This window comes from Campylobacter concisus, assembly GCF_015230035.1.
GTDB classification, from domain to species: Bacteria; Campylobacterota; Campylobacteria; order Campylobacterales; family Campylobacteraceae; genus Campylobacter_A; species Campylobacter_A concisus_BK.
The window spans coordinates 25,051-40,349 of sequence record NZ_JAAKZD010000009.1 but is presented as its reverse complement, the minus strand read 5'-3'; the positions used below and the strand labels follow the sequence as shown (position 1 = coordinate 40,349).

At 40.2% G+C, this 15,299-nt stretch carries 16 protein-coding genes; 9 read left to right on the top strand and 7 right to left on the bottom strand.

The features are described from left to right. The first annotated feature begins 71 nt into the window (after positions 1-71). The 8 genes from G6W41_RS07235 (at position 72) to G6W41_RS07200 (ending at position 6,098) form a co-directional block, all read left to right on the top strand. Complete coding sequence (locus G6W41_RS07235) at positions 72-854, top strand: TOBE domain-containing protein (protein ID WP_194171074.1); 783 nt, start codon at positions 72-74, stop codon at positions 852-854. Beyond that, the gene (gene modA / locus G6W41_RS07230; protein WP_194171073.1) at positions 855-1,610 is read left to right on the top strand and encodes a molybdate ABC transporter substrate-binding protein; all 756 of its coding nucleotides are present in this window, start codon (positions 855-857) and stop codon (positions 1,608-1,610) included. After that, the gene (locus G6W41_RS07225) at positions 1,607-1,996 is read left to right on the top strand and encodes a TOBE domain-containing protein (protein WP_194171072.1); all 390 of its coding nucleotides are present in this window, start codon (positions 1,607-1,609) and stop codon (positions 1,994-1,996) included. Before modA ends, G6W41_RS07225 begins: the two co-directional genes overlap by 4 nt. A 2-nt stretch (positions 1,997-1,998) precedes the next feature. Further along, positions 1,999-2,856, top strand: a complete 858-nt coding sequence (locus G6W41_RS07220; protein ID WP_194171071.1) for a sulfate/molybdate ABC transporter ATP-binding protein — start codon at positions 1,999-2,001, stop codon at positions 2,854-2,856. Then, complete coding sequence (gene modB / locus G6W41_RS07215; RefSeq protein ID WP_194171106.1) at positions 2,856-3,530, top strand: molybdate ABC transporter permease subunit; 675 nt, start codon at positions 2,856-2,858, stop codon at positions 3,528-3,530. The genes G6W41_RS07220 and modB overlap by 1 nt, the downstream gene beginning before the upstream one ends. A 36-nt stretch (positions 3,531-3,566) precedes the next feature. Beyond that, positions 3,567-4,064: a redoxin family protein gene (locus G6W41_RS07210; protein ID WP_194171070.1), complete on the top strand. Its 498-nt coding sequence runs from the start codon at positions 3,567-3,569 to the stop codon at positions 4,062-4,064. Positions 4,065-4,073: 9 nt separating this feature from the next. Beyond that, positions 4,074-5,630, top strand: coding sequence for a class I SAM-dependent methyltransferase (locus G6W41_RS07205; RefSeq protein WP_194171069.1), 1,557 nt, complete (start codon positions 4,074-4,076; stop codon positions 5,628-5,630). Positions 5,631-5,696: 66 nt separating this feature from the next. Further along, positions 5,697-6,098 carry a damage-inducible protein gene (locus G6W41_RS07200; protein WP_242039925.1) on the top strand — a complete coding sequence of 134 codons (402 nt, stop codon included), beginning with the start codon at positions 5,697-5,699 and terminating at the stop codon, positions 6,096-6,098. Positions 6,099-6,100: 2 nt separating this feature from the next. Here G6W41_RS07200 and G6W41_RS07195 read toward each other — a convergent pair whose 3' ends face one another. Genes G6W41_RS07195 through G6W41_RS07185 form a run of 3 tightly spaced genes read right to left on the bottom strand, consistent with a single transcriptional unit; the run spans position 6,101 to position 9,344 of the window. Next, a complete protein-coding gene (locus G6W41_RS07195) occupies positions 6,101-6,904 on the bottom strand; it encodes a 3'(2'),5'-bisphosphate nucleotidase CysQ family protein (RefSeq protein ID WP_194171068.1) in 804 nt (267 codons plus the stop codon). Beyond that, on the bottom strand, positions 6,901-8,178 hold the full coding sequence (locus G6W41_RS07190) for a citrate synthase (protein ID WP_194171067.1): 1,278 nt from the start codon (positions 8,176-8,178) through the stop codon (positions 6,901-6,903). The genes G6W41_RS07195 and G6W41_RS07190 overlap by 4 nt, the downstream gene beginning before the upstream one ends. A 2-nt stretch (positions 8,179-8,180) precedes the next feature. Continuing rightward, positions 8,181-9,344 carry a cation:proton antiporter gene (locus tag G6W41_RS07185; RefSeq protein ID WP_021088913.1) on the bottom strand — a complete coding sequence of 388 codons (1,164 nt, stop codon included), beginning with the start codon at positions 9,342-9,344 and terminating at the stop codon, positions 8,181-8,183. 116 nt (positions 9,345-9,460) lie between these two features. Here G6W41_RS07185 and G6W41_RS07180 point away from each other — a divergent pair, with 116 nt between their 5' ends. After that, positions 9,461-9,943, top strand: a complete 483-nt coding sequence (locus tag G6W41_RS07180; RefSeq protein WP_194171066.1) for a hypothetical protein — start codon at positions 9,461-9,463, stop codon at positions 9,941-9,943. Between the two features lie 281 nt (positions 9,944-10,224). Here the strand turns inward: G6W41_RS07180 and G6W41_RS07175 are convergent, their stop codons facing one another. The 4 genes from G6W41_RS07175 to mnmG form a co-directional block, all read right to left on the bottom strand. Then, a complete protein-coding gene (locus G6W41_RS07175) occupies positions 10,225-11,265 on the bottom strand; it encodes a c-type cytochrome (RefSeq protein ID WP_194171065.1) in 1,041 nt (346 codons plus the stop codon). A 2-nt stretch (positions 11,266-11,267) separates the two neighbouring features. Beyond that, positions 11,268-12,512, bottom strand: coding sequence for a cytochrome b (locus G6W41_RS07170; protein WP_194171064.1), 1,245 nt, complete (start codon positions 12,510-12,512; stop codon positions 11,268-11,270). A gap of 10 nt (positions 12,513-12,522) precedes the next feature. Then, positions 12,523-13,026, bottom strand: coding sequence for a ubiquinol-cytochrome c reductase iron-sulfur subunit (gene petA, locus G6W41_RS07165; RefSeq protein ID WP_103612822.1), 504 nt, complete (start codon positions 13,024-13,026; stop codon positions 12,523-12,525). A 362-nt stretch (positions 13,027-13,388) separates the two neighbouring features. Further along, the gene (mnmG, locus tag G6W41_RS07160) at positions 13,389-15,251 is read right to left on the bottom strand and encodes a tRNA uridine-5-carboxymethylaminomethyl(34) synthesis enzyme MnmG (protein ID WP_194171063.1); all 1,863 of its coding nucleotides are present in this window, start codon (positions 15,249-15,251) and stop codon (positions 13,389-13,391) included. Positions 15,252-15,299: the final 48 nt, after the last annotated feature.

Here is a 15,299-nt window from a genome sequence, read left to right as displayed (position 1 = left end):
TTTTAAGCTTGTGAATTAATATAATTAGATATACTTTGCAAATTATTATTATATATTTAGAGGTTAAAAATTTGAAAGCAGATATAAATTTAGAGCTATTTCTAGGCGAAGATACGCAGGTTTTAGCAAAGCATATAGCGCTACTTAAAGCGATAAAAGAGACAAAAAGCATCACAAAAGCGGCTGAGGTTGTCGGCATATCATACAAAAACGCTTGGGACTGCTTAGATACGATAAACAACAAAAGCAGCAAGCCTCTCATCATAAGAGCCGACGGCAACAAGAAAAATAGCGGCTCAGAGCTTAGTCCATATGCCAAAAAACTGATAAAAATTTACGACGCCATCCTTGAGACACAAAAGGACTTTTTGCAAAAAGTTTGCCAAAAGGTTGATTTTGAAGATGTTGATATCATAAACCTTCAAAGGATGAGTATGAATTTAAGCGCTAGAAACCAGCTCTCATGCGAGATCGTTAGTATAAATAGAGGCGCTGTAAATTCTGAAATCACCGCAAAACTAAGCAATGGCAACACGCTTGAAGCCACCATAACAGTTGAGAGCGAGAAAAATTTAGGCCTAAAAGTGGGTCAAAAGGTAGTTTTCATCTTTAAAGCGCCCTCTGTCATTCTCGCAAAAGATCTTGATCTAAAAATCAGCACTAAAAATCAGCTAAAGGGCGAGGTCATCGAGGCAAAAATAGGCGCTGTAAATGCTGAGATCACGCTAAAACTAAGCGACGAGCAGACGCTCACTGCCATCATCACAAAAGATAGCGCGATGGATATGCAAATAGGCGTTGGCGACACGCTAATAGCGATAGTAAAATCATCTCAAATCATAATAGGAGTATAAATGAAAAAGGTTTTTAAATTTCTATGCGCAGCGGCTCTGCTTGCCATAAATGCACTTGGCACAGAGGTAAATGTCTATGCCGCAGCAAACACGACCTATGCGTTTCCCGAGCTTATAAAAGAGTTTAACAAGCTTCATCCAGACGCTAAGATCAACCTAACTCTTGGCGCAAGCGGTGGCCTTGTCACGCAGATACAAAATTCAGCTCCAGCTGATATCTTTATGGCTGCTGATATGGGCTTTGCGCAAAAGGCCTACGACACAGGCTTTGCGGTGGCTGCTCCAAAAGTTTACGCACAAGGCGCTTTGGCGATCTTTTCTATAAGAGATGTGGATTTTAAAAAGGGCATAGAAGTGGTTCGCGGACTAAAAGCGGTCTCAATAGCAAACCCAGAAACAGCACCTTACGGCAAGGCTAGCATCGAGGCTCTAAAAAACGCGAAAATTTATGATGAAGTAGAGAAAAACATCGTCTATGCTCAAAAAATTTCTGAGACACTTTCTCAGGCATTAAGCGCTTCAGACGTTGGGTTTATCGCTGCTAGCGCGCTTTTTAGCGAGAAAATGGCAAAATACAAAGAGGGCACTAACTACATCTTCGTACCTCAAGAACTCTACACTCCGATCGATCAGGGCATCGTGCTCTTAAAACGTGCTGAAAATAACGCTGATGCGAAGGCATTTTATGAGTTTATCTTGGGCGAAAAGGCAAGAGAAATTTTCAAGAAATTTGGCTACAACGTCCCAGCTAAATGATAAAAGCAAAGATCGCTCAAATTTCTTCTAAAGATGGCGTCAGTTTTTTTGAGCTTGAGTGCCTAAATTTAGGGACAAATTTATATATGCTAGCTTTAAATGAGGCTAGCAAATTTGCCCTAAATGATGAGGTGAGCTTAAATTTCAAAAGCTCAGACGTCATATTGTCAAGACTTAAATTTGAAACTAGTTCGCTTGAAAATGAGCTAAAATGCGAGGTTGTAGGCATAACTCGCGGCGAAATTTTAAGTATAGTTAATCTAAAGTGTGAGCAGCTTTGCTTTGAGGCTATCATCTCAGATCACGCTCTAAAAGGGCTAAATTTAGTGGTAGGTGAGCAGGTATTTGCCTATGTTAAATCAACAAGTATCCACATAAGCGCTTAAAAATGATAGAAATTTCTTGCAAAAAAGAGCTAAATGGTGGTGGCGGTAAATTTATGCTTGAGGCTGAGCTTGCCTTTGAAAGTGGCGAGTTTGTCGCACTTTATGGAGCAAGTGGCGGAGGCAAGACCACGATTTTAAGGCTCATCGCTGGCTTTGAAACCCCGCAAAGTGGCGTGATAAAGGTCGGAGATAAGATCTTTTTTGACAAAAAGATAAATTTAGCCCCGCAAAAGCGAAATATCGGCTTTTTGTTTCAAGACTACGCCCTTTTTGAAAATATGAACGTCTTTAAAAATTTACTCTTTGCAAATAACGATGAAAATTTAGCAAATAAACTGCTTGAAATTTGCGAGCTAAAGAGTCTAAAAAACGCCAAGATAGGCGAGCTCTCAGGTGGTCAAAAGCAACGTGTAGCACTTGCACGTGCGGTGATGAGAAAGCCTGAAATTTTACTACTTGATGAGCCACTAAGTGCTCTAGATAACGCTATGCGTGAGAAGCTACAAGACTATTTGCTAGCACTTCACGATGAGTTTAAGATGAGCGTTATTTTGGTAAGTCACGACATAGCTGAAATTTACAAGCTTTGTAGCAAGGTTTTTGTCCTTGAAAATGGCAAAATTTCAAGGTCTGGCAGTGCGAGTGAGATATTTTTAAAAAGTGCTGGATCGCAGAAATTTGCATTTAACGCTAAGGTTTTGGAGATCAAAAAGCGCGACGCCATTTTTGTGGCAAACGTGCTAATAAACCGCCAAATTTGTGAAGTCGTGCTAAGTAGTGCAGAAGCTAGTGGGCTAAGAGCTGGCGACACCGCCATAGTTAGCACAAAAGCCTTTGGCGTAAATTTGGTAAAAGCATGATGAGCGAGCTACTATCTATCGACTACGAGCCATTTTGGCTATCTCTAAAACTCTCTTTTATCACGACCTTTATCCTATTTTTCTTTTGCGTAGCGCTAGCTTATTTTATGTCGCAAAAGAAATTTTTTGGTAAGGCATTTTTAGAGTCTATCATCTCGCTGCCTTTGGTACTGCCGCCAAGCGTTCTTGGCTTTTATCTGCTTATTTTTCTCTCGCCATACTCGGCCTTTGGTAAATTTATCGAAGAGCTCTTTGGCGTGAGGCTAGTTTTTAACTTCACCGGCCTTGTTGTGGCAAGCTGTATCTACTCGCTGCCATTTATGTTTGGGCCCATTTATGCTGGGCTAAATAGCCTAAAAAAGAGCCTTTTTGAAGCGAGCTACAGCCTTGGCAAAAGCAAGCTCACGACCATTTTTAGAGTGATCTTGCCAAGTATCAGGTCAAATTTACTAACCGCAATCGTCGTTAGTTTTGCTCATACGATGGGCGAATTTGGCGTGGTTTTGATGATAGGTGGCAGCGTGGCTGGAGAGAGCAAGGTCGCTAGTATCGCGATATTTGAGGCGGTTGAGATGCTTGACTATACCAAAGCTCACATCTATGCCCTTTTGATGCTAATAATTAGCTTTTTTGTTCTTTTTGTCGTCTATCTCTTAAATTCAAAAAAAGCTTAAAGATATATAATAGATAAAAATTTTAAAGGATGAAAGATGATAAAAGTGCCTACAAGCATCTATCTAAGGACTTTAGACGGTAAAGAATTTGACTTTTCTGCCTTCGCAAGGAGCCATGACTGCGTGGTTTTCATCTACCCAAAGATAGGTGCGGACTTTGAGCTTTTAAGCGAGCAGCTGCAAAATACCGCTGGCATGACTGGGTGCACTAAACAAGCGAAAAACTACGAAAAACTTTTAAAAGAATTTAACGATCTTGGCTTTATGGTGGTTGCCATAGGCTCCCAAGAGATCGCAGCTCAAAAGAAATTTGAAGAAGAGACTGCAACTGGCGTGATGTTTTTAAATGATAGCGAGTTTATGCTAGAGCGCGCGCTTGAGCTTCCGGTATTTGCAGCTTCAAATGGGCATAAATTTTACTTTCGTCAAACACTTATCATAAAAGGTGGCAATATAAGGCGAGCATATATCGTTGATGAGCCTGAAAACGACGCTAAAAATATGCTAGAAAAATTGCAAAATAAAGACTACTAGGAGGGTAAAATGAGCCAAAATAGCAAGATCGAAAAATCTTATGATGAACTAACTTACAAATCAGCAGCATTTGCGCAAAGCTCGCCTTATAAACTAGAGGCTTGCGCTACACTTCTTGGCATCAATCCACCGCCTTGCAAAAACGCAAAAGTTTTGGAGATAGGGTGCAGTTTTGGTGGAAATTTGATCCCATTTGCTGTAAATAATAAAGATGCAAGAGTAGTTGGCATCGATCTTAGCGGCGAACAGATAAGGCGCGGACAAGAGATCGTAAAAGAGATAGGACTGCAAAATTTAGAGCTAATTCACGGCGATATCTGTGAGTTTAAAAGTGATGAGAAATTTGACTATATCATCGCTCACGGCGTCTTTAGCTGGGTGCCTGACTTTGTAAAAGATGCTATTTTAAGGGTCGTAAGAGAAAATTTAAGCCAAAACGGCGTGGCGTTTATCTCTTATAACACATACCCAGGCTGGAAGATAAAAGATGTCGTGCGTGATCTTATGCTGCTTGCTGCAAAAGATAAAGATAGCACAGAAGAGAGGCTAAAGGCTGCCAAAGAGGCGCTTTTAGTATATAAAGAGGTCTTACTAACAAGAGATAATGAAAAATTTGAAAGTGTCATGCCAGTTAAGTCGCTTATTAATTGGATAGATGATATTCTTAGTAAAGATGACTTCTACGTAGCGCATGAGTTTTTAGAAGATATAAATGATCCATTTTACTTTAAAGACTTTTGCGAGAAAATAGATAAATTTGACTTAGCTTATCTTTGCGATTGTGACCTTAAAGATATTTTTGCTCCAAACTTTGGAAATGATCTTGTGGATGATTTTAAAAATACACACTTTACTGATCGTATACAAAGTGAGCAATTTTTTGATACATTAAATATGAGACTTTTTAGACAGAGTCTAATCGTTCACAAAGATGCTTTTGAAGTCATTAAGACAAAACAAATAGGACCAAGCGATATAAATAAAATTCACGTCGTAGCTGACTTTATAAAAAAAGATGATGGCTGGCATGACAAATTTGCTCTTATGCCTCAAGATATATCTTGGCTTTGTGAGGTCTTCAACAAGATGTTCCCAGCAAGCATAAATCTCTCTCAAATTTTAGAGATTTTGCCAGAAGATAAGCTTTTGGTTTATAGCACTTTTGTAAGGATTTTAACTAACTCAGCAAACGTAATGCTTGTAAGAGACGCATTAAAAGATATAGAGTATACTCCAAACCATTCAAGACTAAATCCAAATTTGATAAATTATGTTAAGTATTTTTTAAAACATAAAGATAAGACAGACATTGTTTTTGCAAATAAATTTGGTGTTTCTGAAAAACTAAATTTGGTTGATTATTATATATTTTTACTACTAGATGGCAAAAATAACTTAGAAGATATTGTAACCAAAGCTTTAAAATTTATAAAAGAAAATGATGTCAAGTTTTTTGAAACAAATGGCAAGGAGATAAAAAGAAACAAGGTTGTATCAAATATATTGAACTATGTGGCAGGCACTATAAGAATAGCTAGCATGCTCTATTTGCTTGAGGAAATTTAAAATGAAAAGAATTTTCTTGCTCTTATATTTTGTATATTTCTAGCAGGTTGTGCTAGCAAGCTAAGCGTGAAAAATCTAAATCTTAAAAGCAGCCTAAACTACGGCGGCGAAGAGCTTGCAAAGATACTTGAGCAAGATGATGCAGTGGCATTTAGCAGCAACTTGCGTGAGGGAGTTTTCATCTACATAAGTAACGCTAAAGTCGCAAACTATCTTGGCGTAGTAAGAGCTGAGAGACACGCTAAATTTAGCGTAAAAGAGCTAGGTAAAAACGATCTTTTGATAAAAAGCGTAAATGATCTAATGCAAAGCTTTGATGCCAGTTTAGAGCGAGCTAGAGAGCTAAAATGTGGCACTTTAGTGATCAGGCTAAAAGATAAATTTCAAGATTTAGAAGCGGCAGATAAATTTTTAGAGCAAAACGAGAGCGCATTTTTAAAGATGAGTGGTGAGATAATGTGCAAGTAGCCTTATCTGCCCTGCTCTATAAGCTTAAAAACTTCATCCTCTAAGCTCAAAGCATTTTTGCCAAAAGCTACGTAAAATGGGCTTTTTAGATCCGCTAGCTTGTAGCTTGGCTCGCATCTGTCGCTAGCGTTTAAGACCTTACCACCGCTAAATTTCACCACCGCCTCACCTGCAGCATTGTCCCAAAGATAGCTTAGGCTAAATCTCACATATATCCCGCCAAGCTCGGCTAAACGGCAAAATTTAATGGCAGATCCGATGCATTTTTGCTCTAAATTTAAACTATCTCTTATGAGCTCAACCCTCTTTGTCTCGCCTCTTCTGCTTGAAAAGATGAAGTTATTTAAGCTTTTGGCTTTTTCATTTAGATCTTGTTTTTCTACGACCTCATCATTAGCGCCTAAAATTTCTTTAAAAGCGCCGTTTTCATCAGCGTAAAAAAGCTCTTTGCTAACTGGGATAAAAATGACGCCAAGTACTGGCCTAGCCTCTTTTATAAGCGCTATACAAACACAGAATTCGCCATTTCTAGCTAAAAATTCCTTCGTACCGTCAAGGGGATCAACTAGCCAAAACTCGTCTTTATCGCTATCTTGCAAGATACTCTCTTCAGAGCAAATTTTTATCCCACTTTTGCTTAGCTCTTTTAGTATCACCTCATTTGCCGCTAGATCAGCGCTAGTTAGTGGCGAGCTATCATCTTTTAGGCAGACTTTAAGCGCCTGGCTATTAGATGAGTAAAATTTCATTATCTCACCCCCAGCGCTGATGGCTGCCTTGATGGCTAAATTTAAAAGCTCACTCATTTTGGTGTTCTGTTTGTCTCTCCGACGTAGAGCTGTCTTGGGCGGACGATCTTTATAGTGTCTTGCTCTTTTAGCTCGATCCACTGGCTGATCCAGCCTGGCGTCCTACCGATGACAAAAATGACGGCAAACATATTATTTGGTATGCCAAGCGCCTTTAGGATGAGACCTGAGTGAAAATCAACATTTGGATATAAATTTCTACTTACAAAGTAGTCATCATTTAGCGCGATCTCTTCGATGCGGTTAGCGATCTTTATAAGCTCTGAGCTAATGCCGATCTCATCCATCAGCTGATCTCTCATCTTTTTAAGCACCTTTGCGCGCGGGTCAAAGTTTTTATAGACCCTATGACCAAAGCCCATTAGTCTAAATGGATCGTTCTTATCCTTTGCTCTAGCGATGTATTTATCGACATTTGCGACCGAGCCGATCTCTTCAAGCTGGCGGATAACGCCCTCGTTTGCTCCGCCATGAGCCCAGCCCCAAAGTGCGCCGATACCCGCGCTTATACATGCGTATGGGTGCGCGTGCGTAGAGCCAACAGTCCTAACAGTAGTCGTTGAGGCGTTTTGCTCGTGGTCAGCGTGCAGCATAAAAACAGTGTCAAGCGCCTTTATCTCGATAGGCTTAAGATCGACGTGCTCGTATGGATAGCCCCTCATCATGTAGAGGAAATTTTCAGTAAAGCCACGATCTAAATTTGGATATATGATAGGAAGACCGCGTGAGTAGCGGTAGCTAAAGGCCGCTATCGTTGGGATCTTGGCGATGATACGCATAGCCATCTCGTGATACTCTTCAGGCTTGTCCATATTTAGGTGGTCTGAGTAAAAGGCACTTAGCGCTGAGACTGCGGCCTGCAAGATCGCCATAGGGTGCGCCTTGTCTGGAAATGCATCAAATAGCTTCATCATGCCCTCATGTATGAAGCTTCTTTTTTTGAGCTCATCTTTAAAGCCCTTGTATTGCTCGCTCGTTGGCAACTCTTTGTTTAAAAGCAGGTAGGCAACGTCTAAAAATGTCTTATTTTCAGCCAGATACGCGATGTCATATCCCCTATACATGAGCTCGCCCTTTAGGCCATCGATGTATGTTATGGCTGAGCGGCACATCGCAGTTGAGGTGTAGCCCCTGTCAAAGGTAAACATCCCAGTATCGCTAAAAAAGGTCGATATGTCGATGACGTCTGGCCCCATCGTGCCTTTTAGGATAGGAAATTCATAGCTCTTGCCTGTTCGGTTGTCGATTAGTGTGGCTGTATTTGATGACATTTTTACTCCTTGCTTTTTGATTGCATTAAAATTTTGATGATTATAGCTCCTATTATAGCTTGTGCGAGGCTTGCTAGGATGAAAGATGAGTAAGAATAGTCACTTATCTCGCCTGATTTGTGTGCGATAGTAGCAACTGCGATCAAAAGAGTGAGCGGCATAGACTGCGAAACTGAAAATAAAAATATCCCCCTAAAGCCAAGCTTGCCCAAAAAGAGCAAACTAGATACAACTCTGGTGCCAAGCATCGCTAAAAATATAAAAATAGCATCCTTTATCACTTCGCTAGATCCTAGGCTTGAAAGCTTAAATGTCGAGCCTATGTGAATGAAAAATATCGGCACCAAAAAGCCAAACCCAAAGCTTGAAAGCTTGTGCGGCAAGTCCTTTTTGTGATCAAAAAATGTCGTGATAAACATACCTGCGATAAACGCACCAAAGGCGACTTCTAAATTTAGATAGAGCATCAAAGCTATCATCGTGAAAAATACCGCGATGCAAAGCCTGATGTCCTTCTCGTCCTTGTCGTAGTGTGGCATGAGAACCACTTTAAGCCCCGGATACCACCAAAAAAGCACGTCCAAAATTTTAAAGCTAAGCACGCTGATAGCCAAAAATAGGATCAAATAGCCAATCGTTAGCCATAAATTTATGCTCGCTCCAAACTGCAAGTAAGCAGCGGTAAAAGTTAGAAGCGTGATGCTTAAAAGCTCGCCGATGGTTGCTATTAGCATGCTTAAATTTAGCCACTCCTGCTGCTTGCCATACTCCTTAAATAGCGTAAATATCATACCAACGGCCATTATCGGGATGATGATGATGTAAAGCAGGCTAAGCTCAAGTCCTAGCGTCAAAGCCGTGGCTAAAGCGTAGATGAGCGCAAGGTAAATGAGCCCAAGGCGCAAAATTTTACGGTCGATGTTTATGAGCATCCTAAGATCGATCTCCATGCCAGCTAGAAACATCAAAAAGAAAAAGCCAACTTCACTGATGAGTTTAAACATCTCGTTATCGCCAACAACTCCGATGTAGCCAGCAACCGCTCCAAGTAGTATCTCAGCAGGTGCGACTGGGATGCGTAAAATTTTAGAAATATAAGGCGAAGCAAAGACGATAAATGCCAAAACGACAAGGATGCTAAGCTCGCTTGCTTGGTGTAACTGCAAAAAGATCCTTAAAATAAAAATGCCTGATTGTATAAAAAGCTTTGTTATTTTTTGATTAAGCTAAGCGAAATTTGGGCAAAATGGCGGCTATTTTTAGAAATTTGGAGTGAAATTTTATGCGTAAATTTAGCCTTTTTGTTTTGATATTTTTTGGCGTCTTTTCTTTGGCAGGCGAGCTAAGCTTGGTTGAGAGTTTTAGGTTTGATGGGAGCACATTTTACAAAAAGCAAGTGGTTAAAAATGAGAGCTTTTACTTTTTAAAAAATGAAAATATGGACGAGCACTTTGCCTCTTTTAAGGTAAAATTTGACAAAGATGTCAAGACAAAAAGCGAGCTAGAAGAGCTAAAAAAGGCTCTTAAGCAAGATAAAAACGTGCTTTTTAGCGAAGAAAATGATCAAATTTTAGCTCTTATAAAAGATGAAACTAAGAGCAAAAATATAGAAATAATCCACTTTTTACTTAAAAAAGATGGAGTTATGACGCTTTCGTATGAGAGAATTTACGATCCAAAAACCTCAGCAGATGCGCTTAAACCGGTGCTTTTAAGCGAAGCTAGAAATTTTATGCTGCAGATGCCAAAGGTAGAAGCTAGGTAGAGAGGTGCATGTGGCGAAGCTTCGCACTGCATGGGGTTTGTTTTTAGAAAATTTTGACAAATTTTAAAATTTCATGGACGAGCAATTTCGGCTCTAAAATTTGAGCTAAGCGGTAAGCGAAGCCAAATTTTAGTAGTCAACTCTTGCGAGTGAATGAGATTTTAAAATTTGCAAAATAGTTTAAGCAAATTTGCAAAAAAGAATAAATTTAAAAGATCACTACTTATTTATATATGTAAATTTACTAGAGAAAATTTAAGAGCCAAAAAGGCTCTTAAATTTTAGTGGAGTTCGCTCCAGACTTTGCGTTTCCAAAGCCAAGCAAAAATTCCTAAGATAAAGAAGTAGATCATCACGTAAATGCCTGTGCTCTCGCGCTCAGCCTTTTTACTATCGCCTACTTTTTCTATGTAAGATACTATGTCGTCTTCAGCGGCTTTGTTTAAGCCAACTCTAGGCATAGCAGTGCCTGGAAGCATCTTTTGAGTATCGTTTATAAATTTATGCAAGTAGTCAGCACCTTTTGAGCGGATCATCATAGATAGATCAGGTGGGTTTGAGCCCATATAAGCTGCTAGGCTTGCTTTGTTGCTGAAAGCATACTTTTTATCATACTTCATATCGTGGCATCTTTGACATGCATCAGCAAATACTTTCTCATCTGTGATCTTGCTCTTTGCATCCGCCTCAGCTGATACTTTTTTAAGATAAGCAACTATGTCAGCGATCTCAGCGTTTATATCACCGCCAGCACCCATAAATGCAGTCATCGGATAAGGATGCTCGTCGTTAAATTTATGAGATAGTTTTACAGCCATAGTTGGATTTTTGATGAGTGCAGCCAAAAATCTCTCGTCATAAATTTTACCAGCTGTGCTAAGGTCTGGTGGCACTACGCCAAAGCTTTGGCTAGCTGTCTCAGCGTCCATGCTAGCTGGCATACCAGCTGCTTCGATGCCGTGACATCCTGTACATCCAGCTGCGCCAAATGTCTCAGCGCCTTTTGCAGCGTCACCTTTTGCAAGGTCGATCGAATTTATATCAGCCCAAAAAGCTGTGTAGTCATCAAGAATTTTTTGTGCTGTCTCAACATCTTTTGTAGCTGCTTCTATGCTAGCCTTATTGCCGCTAGCTTTTGCAGCCTCAAGCGCCTCTTTTTTCTGCTCTAAAAAGTGCTTTGCGTAGTCAGTATCTTCTTTTGAGAAGTTATACTCAGCATTTGCAGTGTGCGGATGAAGCTTTGTGTGAGCGTAAGGCTCGATACCCCAGTATAAAATACCTGAAAGGATAACAACGATGGCAAAAATTTTAAGCTCTTTCATGATTAGCCCCTTTTTCTTTCAAGTATTGTGATAACTGGAAGTGCGATTATAAATAGCACCAAAAATAATAGTGACGCGTAAAATCCTATCCAGTCGTTGATGCCGCCTGTTGGAAGCTTGCCATATATAGATAATACGATAAGGTCAGCAACTAGCACCCAAAACCATACGAAAAATAGTGGTCTTTTGTGAGCTGGTGCCACAAGGTCGCTTCTATCAAAGAGCGGTATAAGCATAAATGCCACGCCCGCAAAGGCAAATGCGATAAGACCGATGTTATAAGCTGAAATTCCAGCTATATCAAAGAAGAAGCCACGTAAAATTTCATACTGCCACAAGAAGTACCACTCTGGGTAGATGTGTGGTGGAGTTTTTAGCGGATTTGCTGGCTCAAAGTTGATAGGATCCATCGCAAAGTTGAAGTGATAGCAAACAAGATATATGACAAAGATCATGAAAAATGATACATACATGAAGTCTTTTGCCAAAAATCCTGGCCAAAATGGTATAACTTTAGCTTTTGCTCTGTCACCATGCAAGTACTCTTGCGCCTCTACTTCAAAGTCGATATCTTCGCTTGTTAGGTTATTTACGTGAGGAACTCTTAATGAGTAGAAGTGAATAACCAAAACAACGATAGTTACAAGTGGTAGCAAGCAGACGTGAAGCATGAAAAATCTTGTAAGCGTTGAGTCACCAACTGCGTAGTCACCCCTGATCCACTCAACCAAAGCATCGCCGATAACTGGCACACCACCAAAGAGCTGAGTGATAACAGTAGCCGCCCAGTAGCTCATCTGACCCCATGGGAGCATATAGCCGCTAAATGCCTCTGCTGAAAAGCAGATAAATAGCACCATACCGCTTACCCAAATGACCTCTCTGCCTCTTTTGTATGAGCCATAGTAAAGTCCAGTAAGCAAGTGGATATACATGATAAGAAATATCGTAGAAGCTGAAACTGCGTGGATATGACGCCACAGCCAGCCATACTCAACCTCTTGCATGATAGTGTAATTTACGCTATCAAAGGCTAAATGTATGTCTGGTTTGTAATACATCATAAGCAAAAAGCCAGTGATGATCAATAGCAAGAAAAGTGTCGTTAGGATAACACCCATCGCCCAAAGGAAATTTATATTTTTTGGGATCCAGTATTCGCTAACAAGAACCTTCATAAGTTTTGTAAAAGCTAGGCGCTGGTCAAGCCAGTCAATAACGCCAGTTGATTTGTGAGATAAAGACATCGCTAACCTCCTAAGCTTTAGCTACTAATTTTTCGTATTCTGGGCTTGTTTCGCCTAGAACTAGCTTGGTACCATCGATCTTAAATGGTGGGATATCAAGCGGTCTTGGTGGAGGTCCGTATGTTTGTATGCCATCAACGTTAAATTCGCCGCCATGACAGGCACAGACAAACATTTGCTTACTAGCTTTATACTCAGGGATACATCCTAGGTGTGTGCAAAGTCCGATAAGAACTACATACCTCGCATCTCCAACGACTACATCTCTCTTGTCGTTTTTAGCCATATCTGGGCTTTTTTTGAGGATGAAAATAGGCTTTTTACGCCACTCAACCTGTCTCATCTCGCCATCTTTGATCGGGCTTAGATCGACAGTTGTAAAACCAGCAGCTTTTACGCTAGGGAGCGGATCCCAGGTCTTTTTCATGGCAACTAGTGACATCGCGCCACCAACAGCTGCCACGGCACCAAACGCAAGACCGATAAAGCTTCGTCTTTCTTGCTTTACTGACATTAATTTCCTTTCTATAAATAAAATTTAAACGATTATACTCTCAAAAAATTAAAAAACTATAATCTCACAATATAGTTTGTAAAAATAAAGTGAATTTAAGCTTTTTTTACACTAAAATTTGAAATAAATTTATCTAAAAATGCCTGTATATCATGACTTTAAGCTTTTTATAAAAGAGAAATTTGACTTAATACCCAAACGTTAATATAAAAAATTTTTCTATTTTAGCTCTCGTAAAATAGAAATTTTAATAATAAAATTTATTAAACTTAAAAAATTATAAATAGCAACTATTAAAAACGAGTGACTTTGTTTTAAATTTTAAACGCCAGTTAAATTTTAAAACCATAAAAGGCTTAAATTTAAGCCTTTTTCTCGCTCATCTTTATATAGATATGTAAGATATCAATAGCTGCTGGCGTGATACCTGAAATTTCACTCGCCGCAAAGAGCGTTGGCGGAGCAAATTTCTCAAGCTTTTCGACCACTTCATTGCTAAGTCCGCTTATACTTCTAAAGTCGAAATTTTCAGGGATTTTCACATCCATCATATCTTTCATTTTTTCTATCTGATTTTTTTGCTCGCTGATGTAGTGCTGATACTTGCACTCGGTTAAAATTTGATCCATGCTCGCATCGTCTAAATTTACAAATCTCTCATCAAGCTTTCTTAGTTTTTCAGCCGTGAAGCTCTTGCGTGCGACTATCTTTTGAAGGCTCACGTTTTGGCTGATCGGCTCTTCATCAAGGCTTGCTAAAAGCTCTAAATTTGCCTTACTTGGCGTGATCTGAGTCTCGTTTAAAAACTCTAACCCCTCTTTTAAATTTCTTCTTATGTTTTCTATCTCATTAAAAGTCTCATCATCAAGCAGCCCAAGCTCGTGACCATATCCGCCAAGCCTTAAAATGGCATTTTCTTCACGCAAAAGCAAGCGATACTCCGCCCTACTCGTAAACATCCTATATGGCTCTTTTGTCCCTTTTGTGACAAGATCATCTATCAAAACGCCGATATACGCCTCATCACGGCGCAAGATAAGCGGCTCTTTGTTATCAAGTGAAAGCGCTGCATTTATACCAGCCATTAGCCCTTGAGCGCCGGCCTCCTCGTATCCTGTCGTGCCGTTGATCTGCCCAGCCAAGTATAGCCCTTTTACTTTTTTGGTCTCTAAGCTATGCTTTAACTGCGTTGGCTCGACGTAGTCGTACTCGATGGCGTATCCGTGCCTTACTATTTTGGCATTTTCAAAGCCCTTTACAGAGCGGAGCATCTGCACTTGCACCTCATAAGGCAGGCTCGTTGAAAAGCCATTTATGTAGTACTCTGTCGCTTCAAGAGTCTGAGGCTCGATGAAAAGGTGGTGTCTATCGCGGTCACCAAAGCGGTTTATCTTATCCTCGATACTTGGGCAATACCTTGGTCCGATACCCTCGATCTGACCTGTAAAAAGCGGTGCTTTGTCGAAATTTGAGCGGATTATCTCATGGGTGGTTTCATTTGTATAGGCGATGTAGCATGGCAGCTGCGTTGGGGAGAAATTTTTAGTTCTAAAGCTAAATGCAGATGGATTTGCGTCGCCATCTTGCTTTTCTAAAATTTCAAAATTTATAGTTTTTGCGTCGATCCTTGGGCATGTTCCAGTCTTTAGCCTGCCTAAATTTAGCCCAAGCTCCCTTAGGCTAGAGCTTAGATCCTTTGCGCTTAGCTCGCCCACACGGCCAGCTTCAAGTTTGTTAAATCCAACGTGGATTAGCCCGTTTAAAAATGTGCCAGTTGTAATTATCACCTTTTTTGCATTATAGATGTTGTTTAGGTGAGTTTTAACGCCCGTTATTTCACCATTTTCGCTTAAAATTTCAGTGGCGATCTCTTGAGAAATTTCTAAATTTGGAGTGTTTAAAAGTAAATTTCTCATATAAACGCGGTATCTATCCATATCGATCTGAGCACGGCTACCACGTACTGCTGGGCCCTTGCTCTCATTTAGCACGCGAAATTGGATACCAACAGCGTCAGTCGTAAGTCCCATTTGACCGCCAAGCGCGTCGATCTCTTTTACAAGATGTCCTTTTGCGAGGCCTCCGATGGCTGGGTTGCAGCTTGCAGCGCCTATTTGCTCGGCTAAGATAGTGATCAGTAAAGTTTTTTTGCCCATTCTAGCAGCCGCAAGACTTGCCTCAATGCCAGCATGTCCGCCGCCAACGACGATGATTTCATAGTCCATGATAAATTTTTCCTTATTTTTGATAGGCGGATTTTATCAAAAAGCATA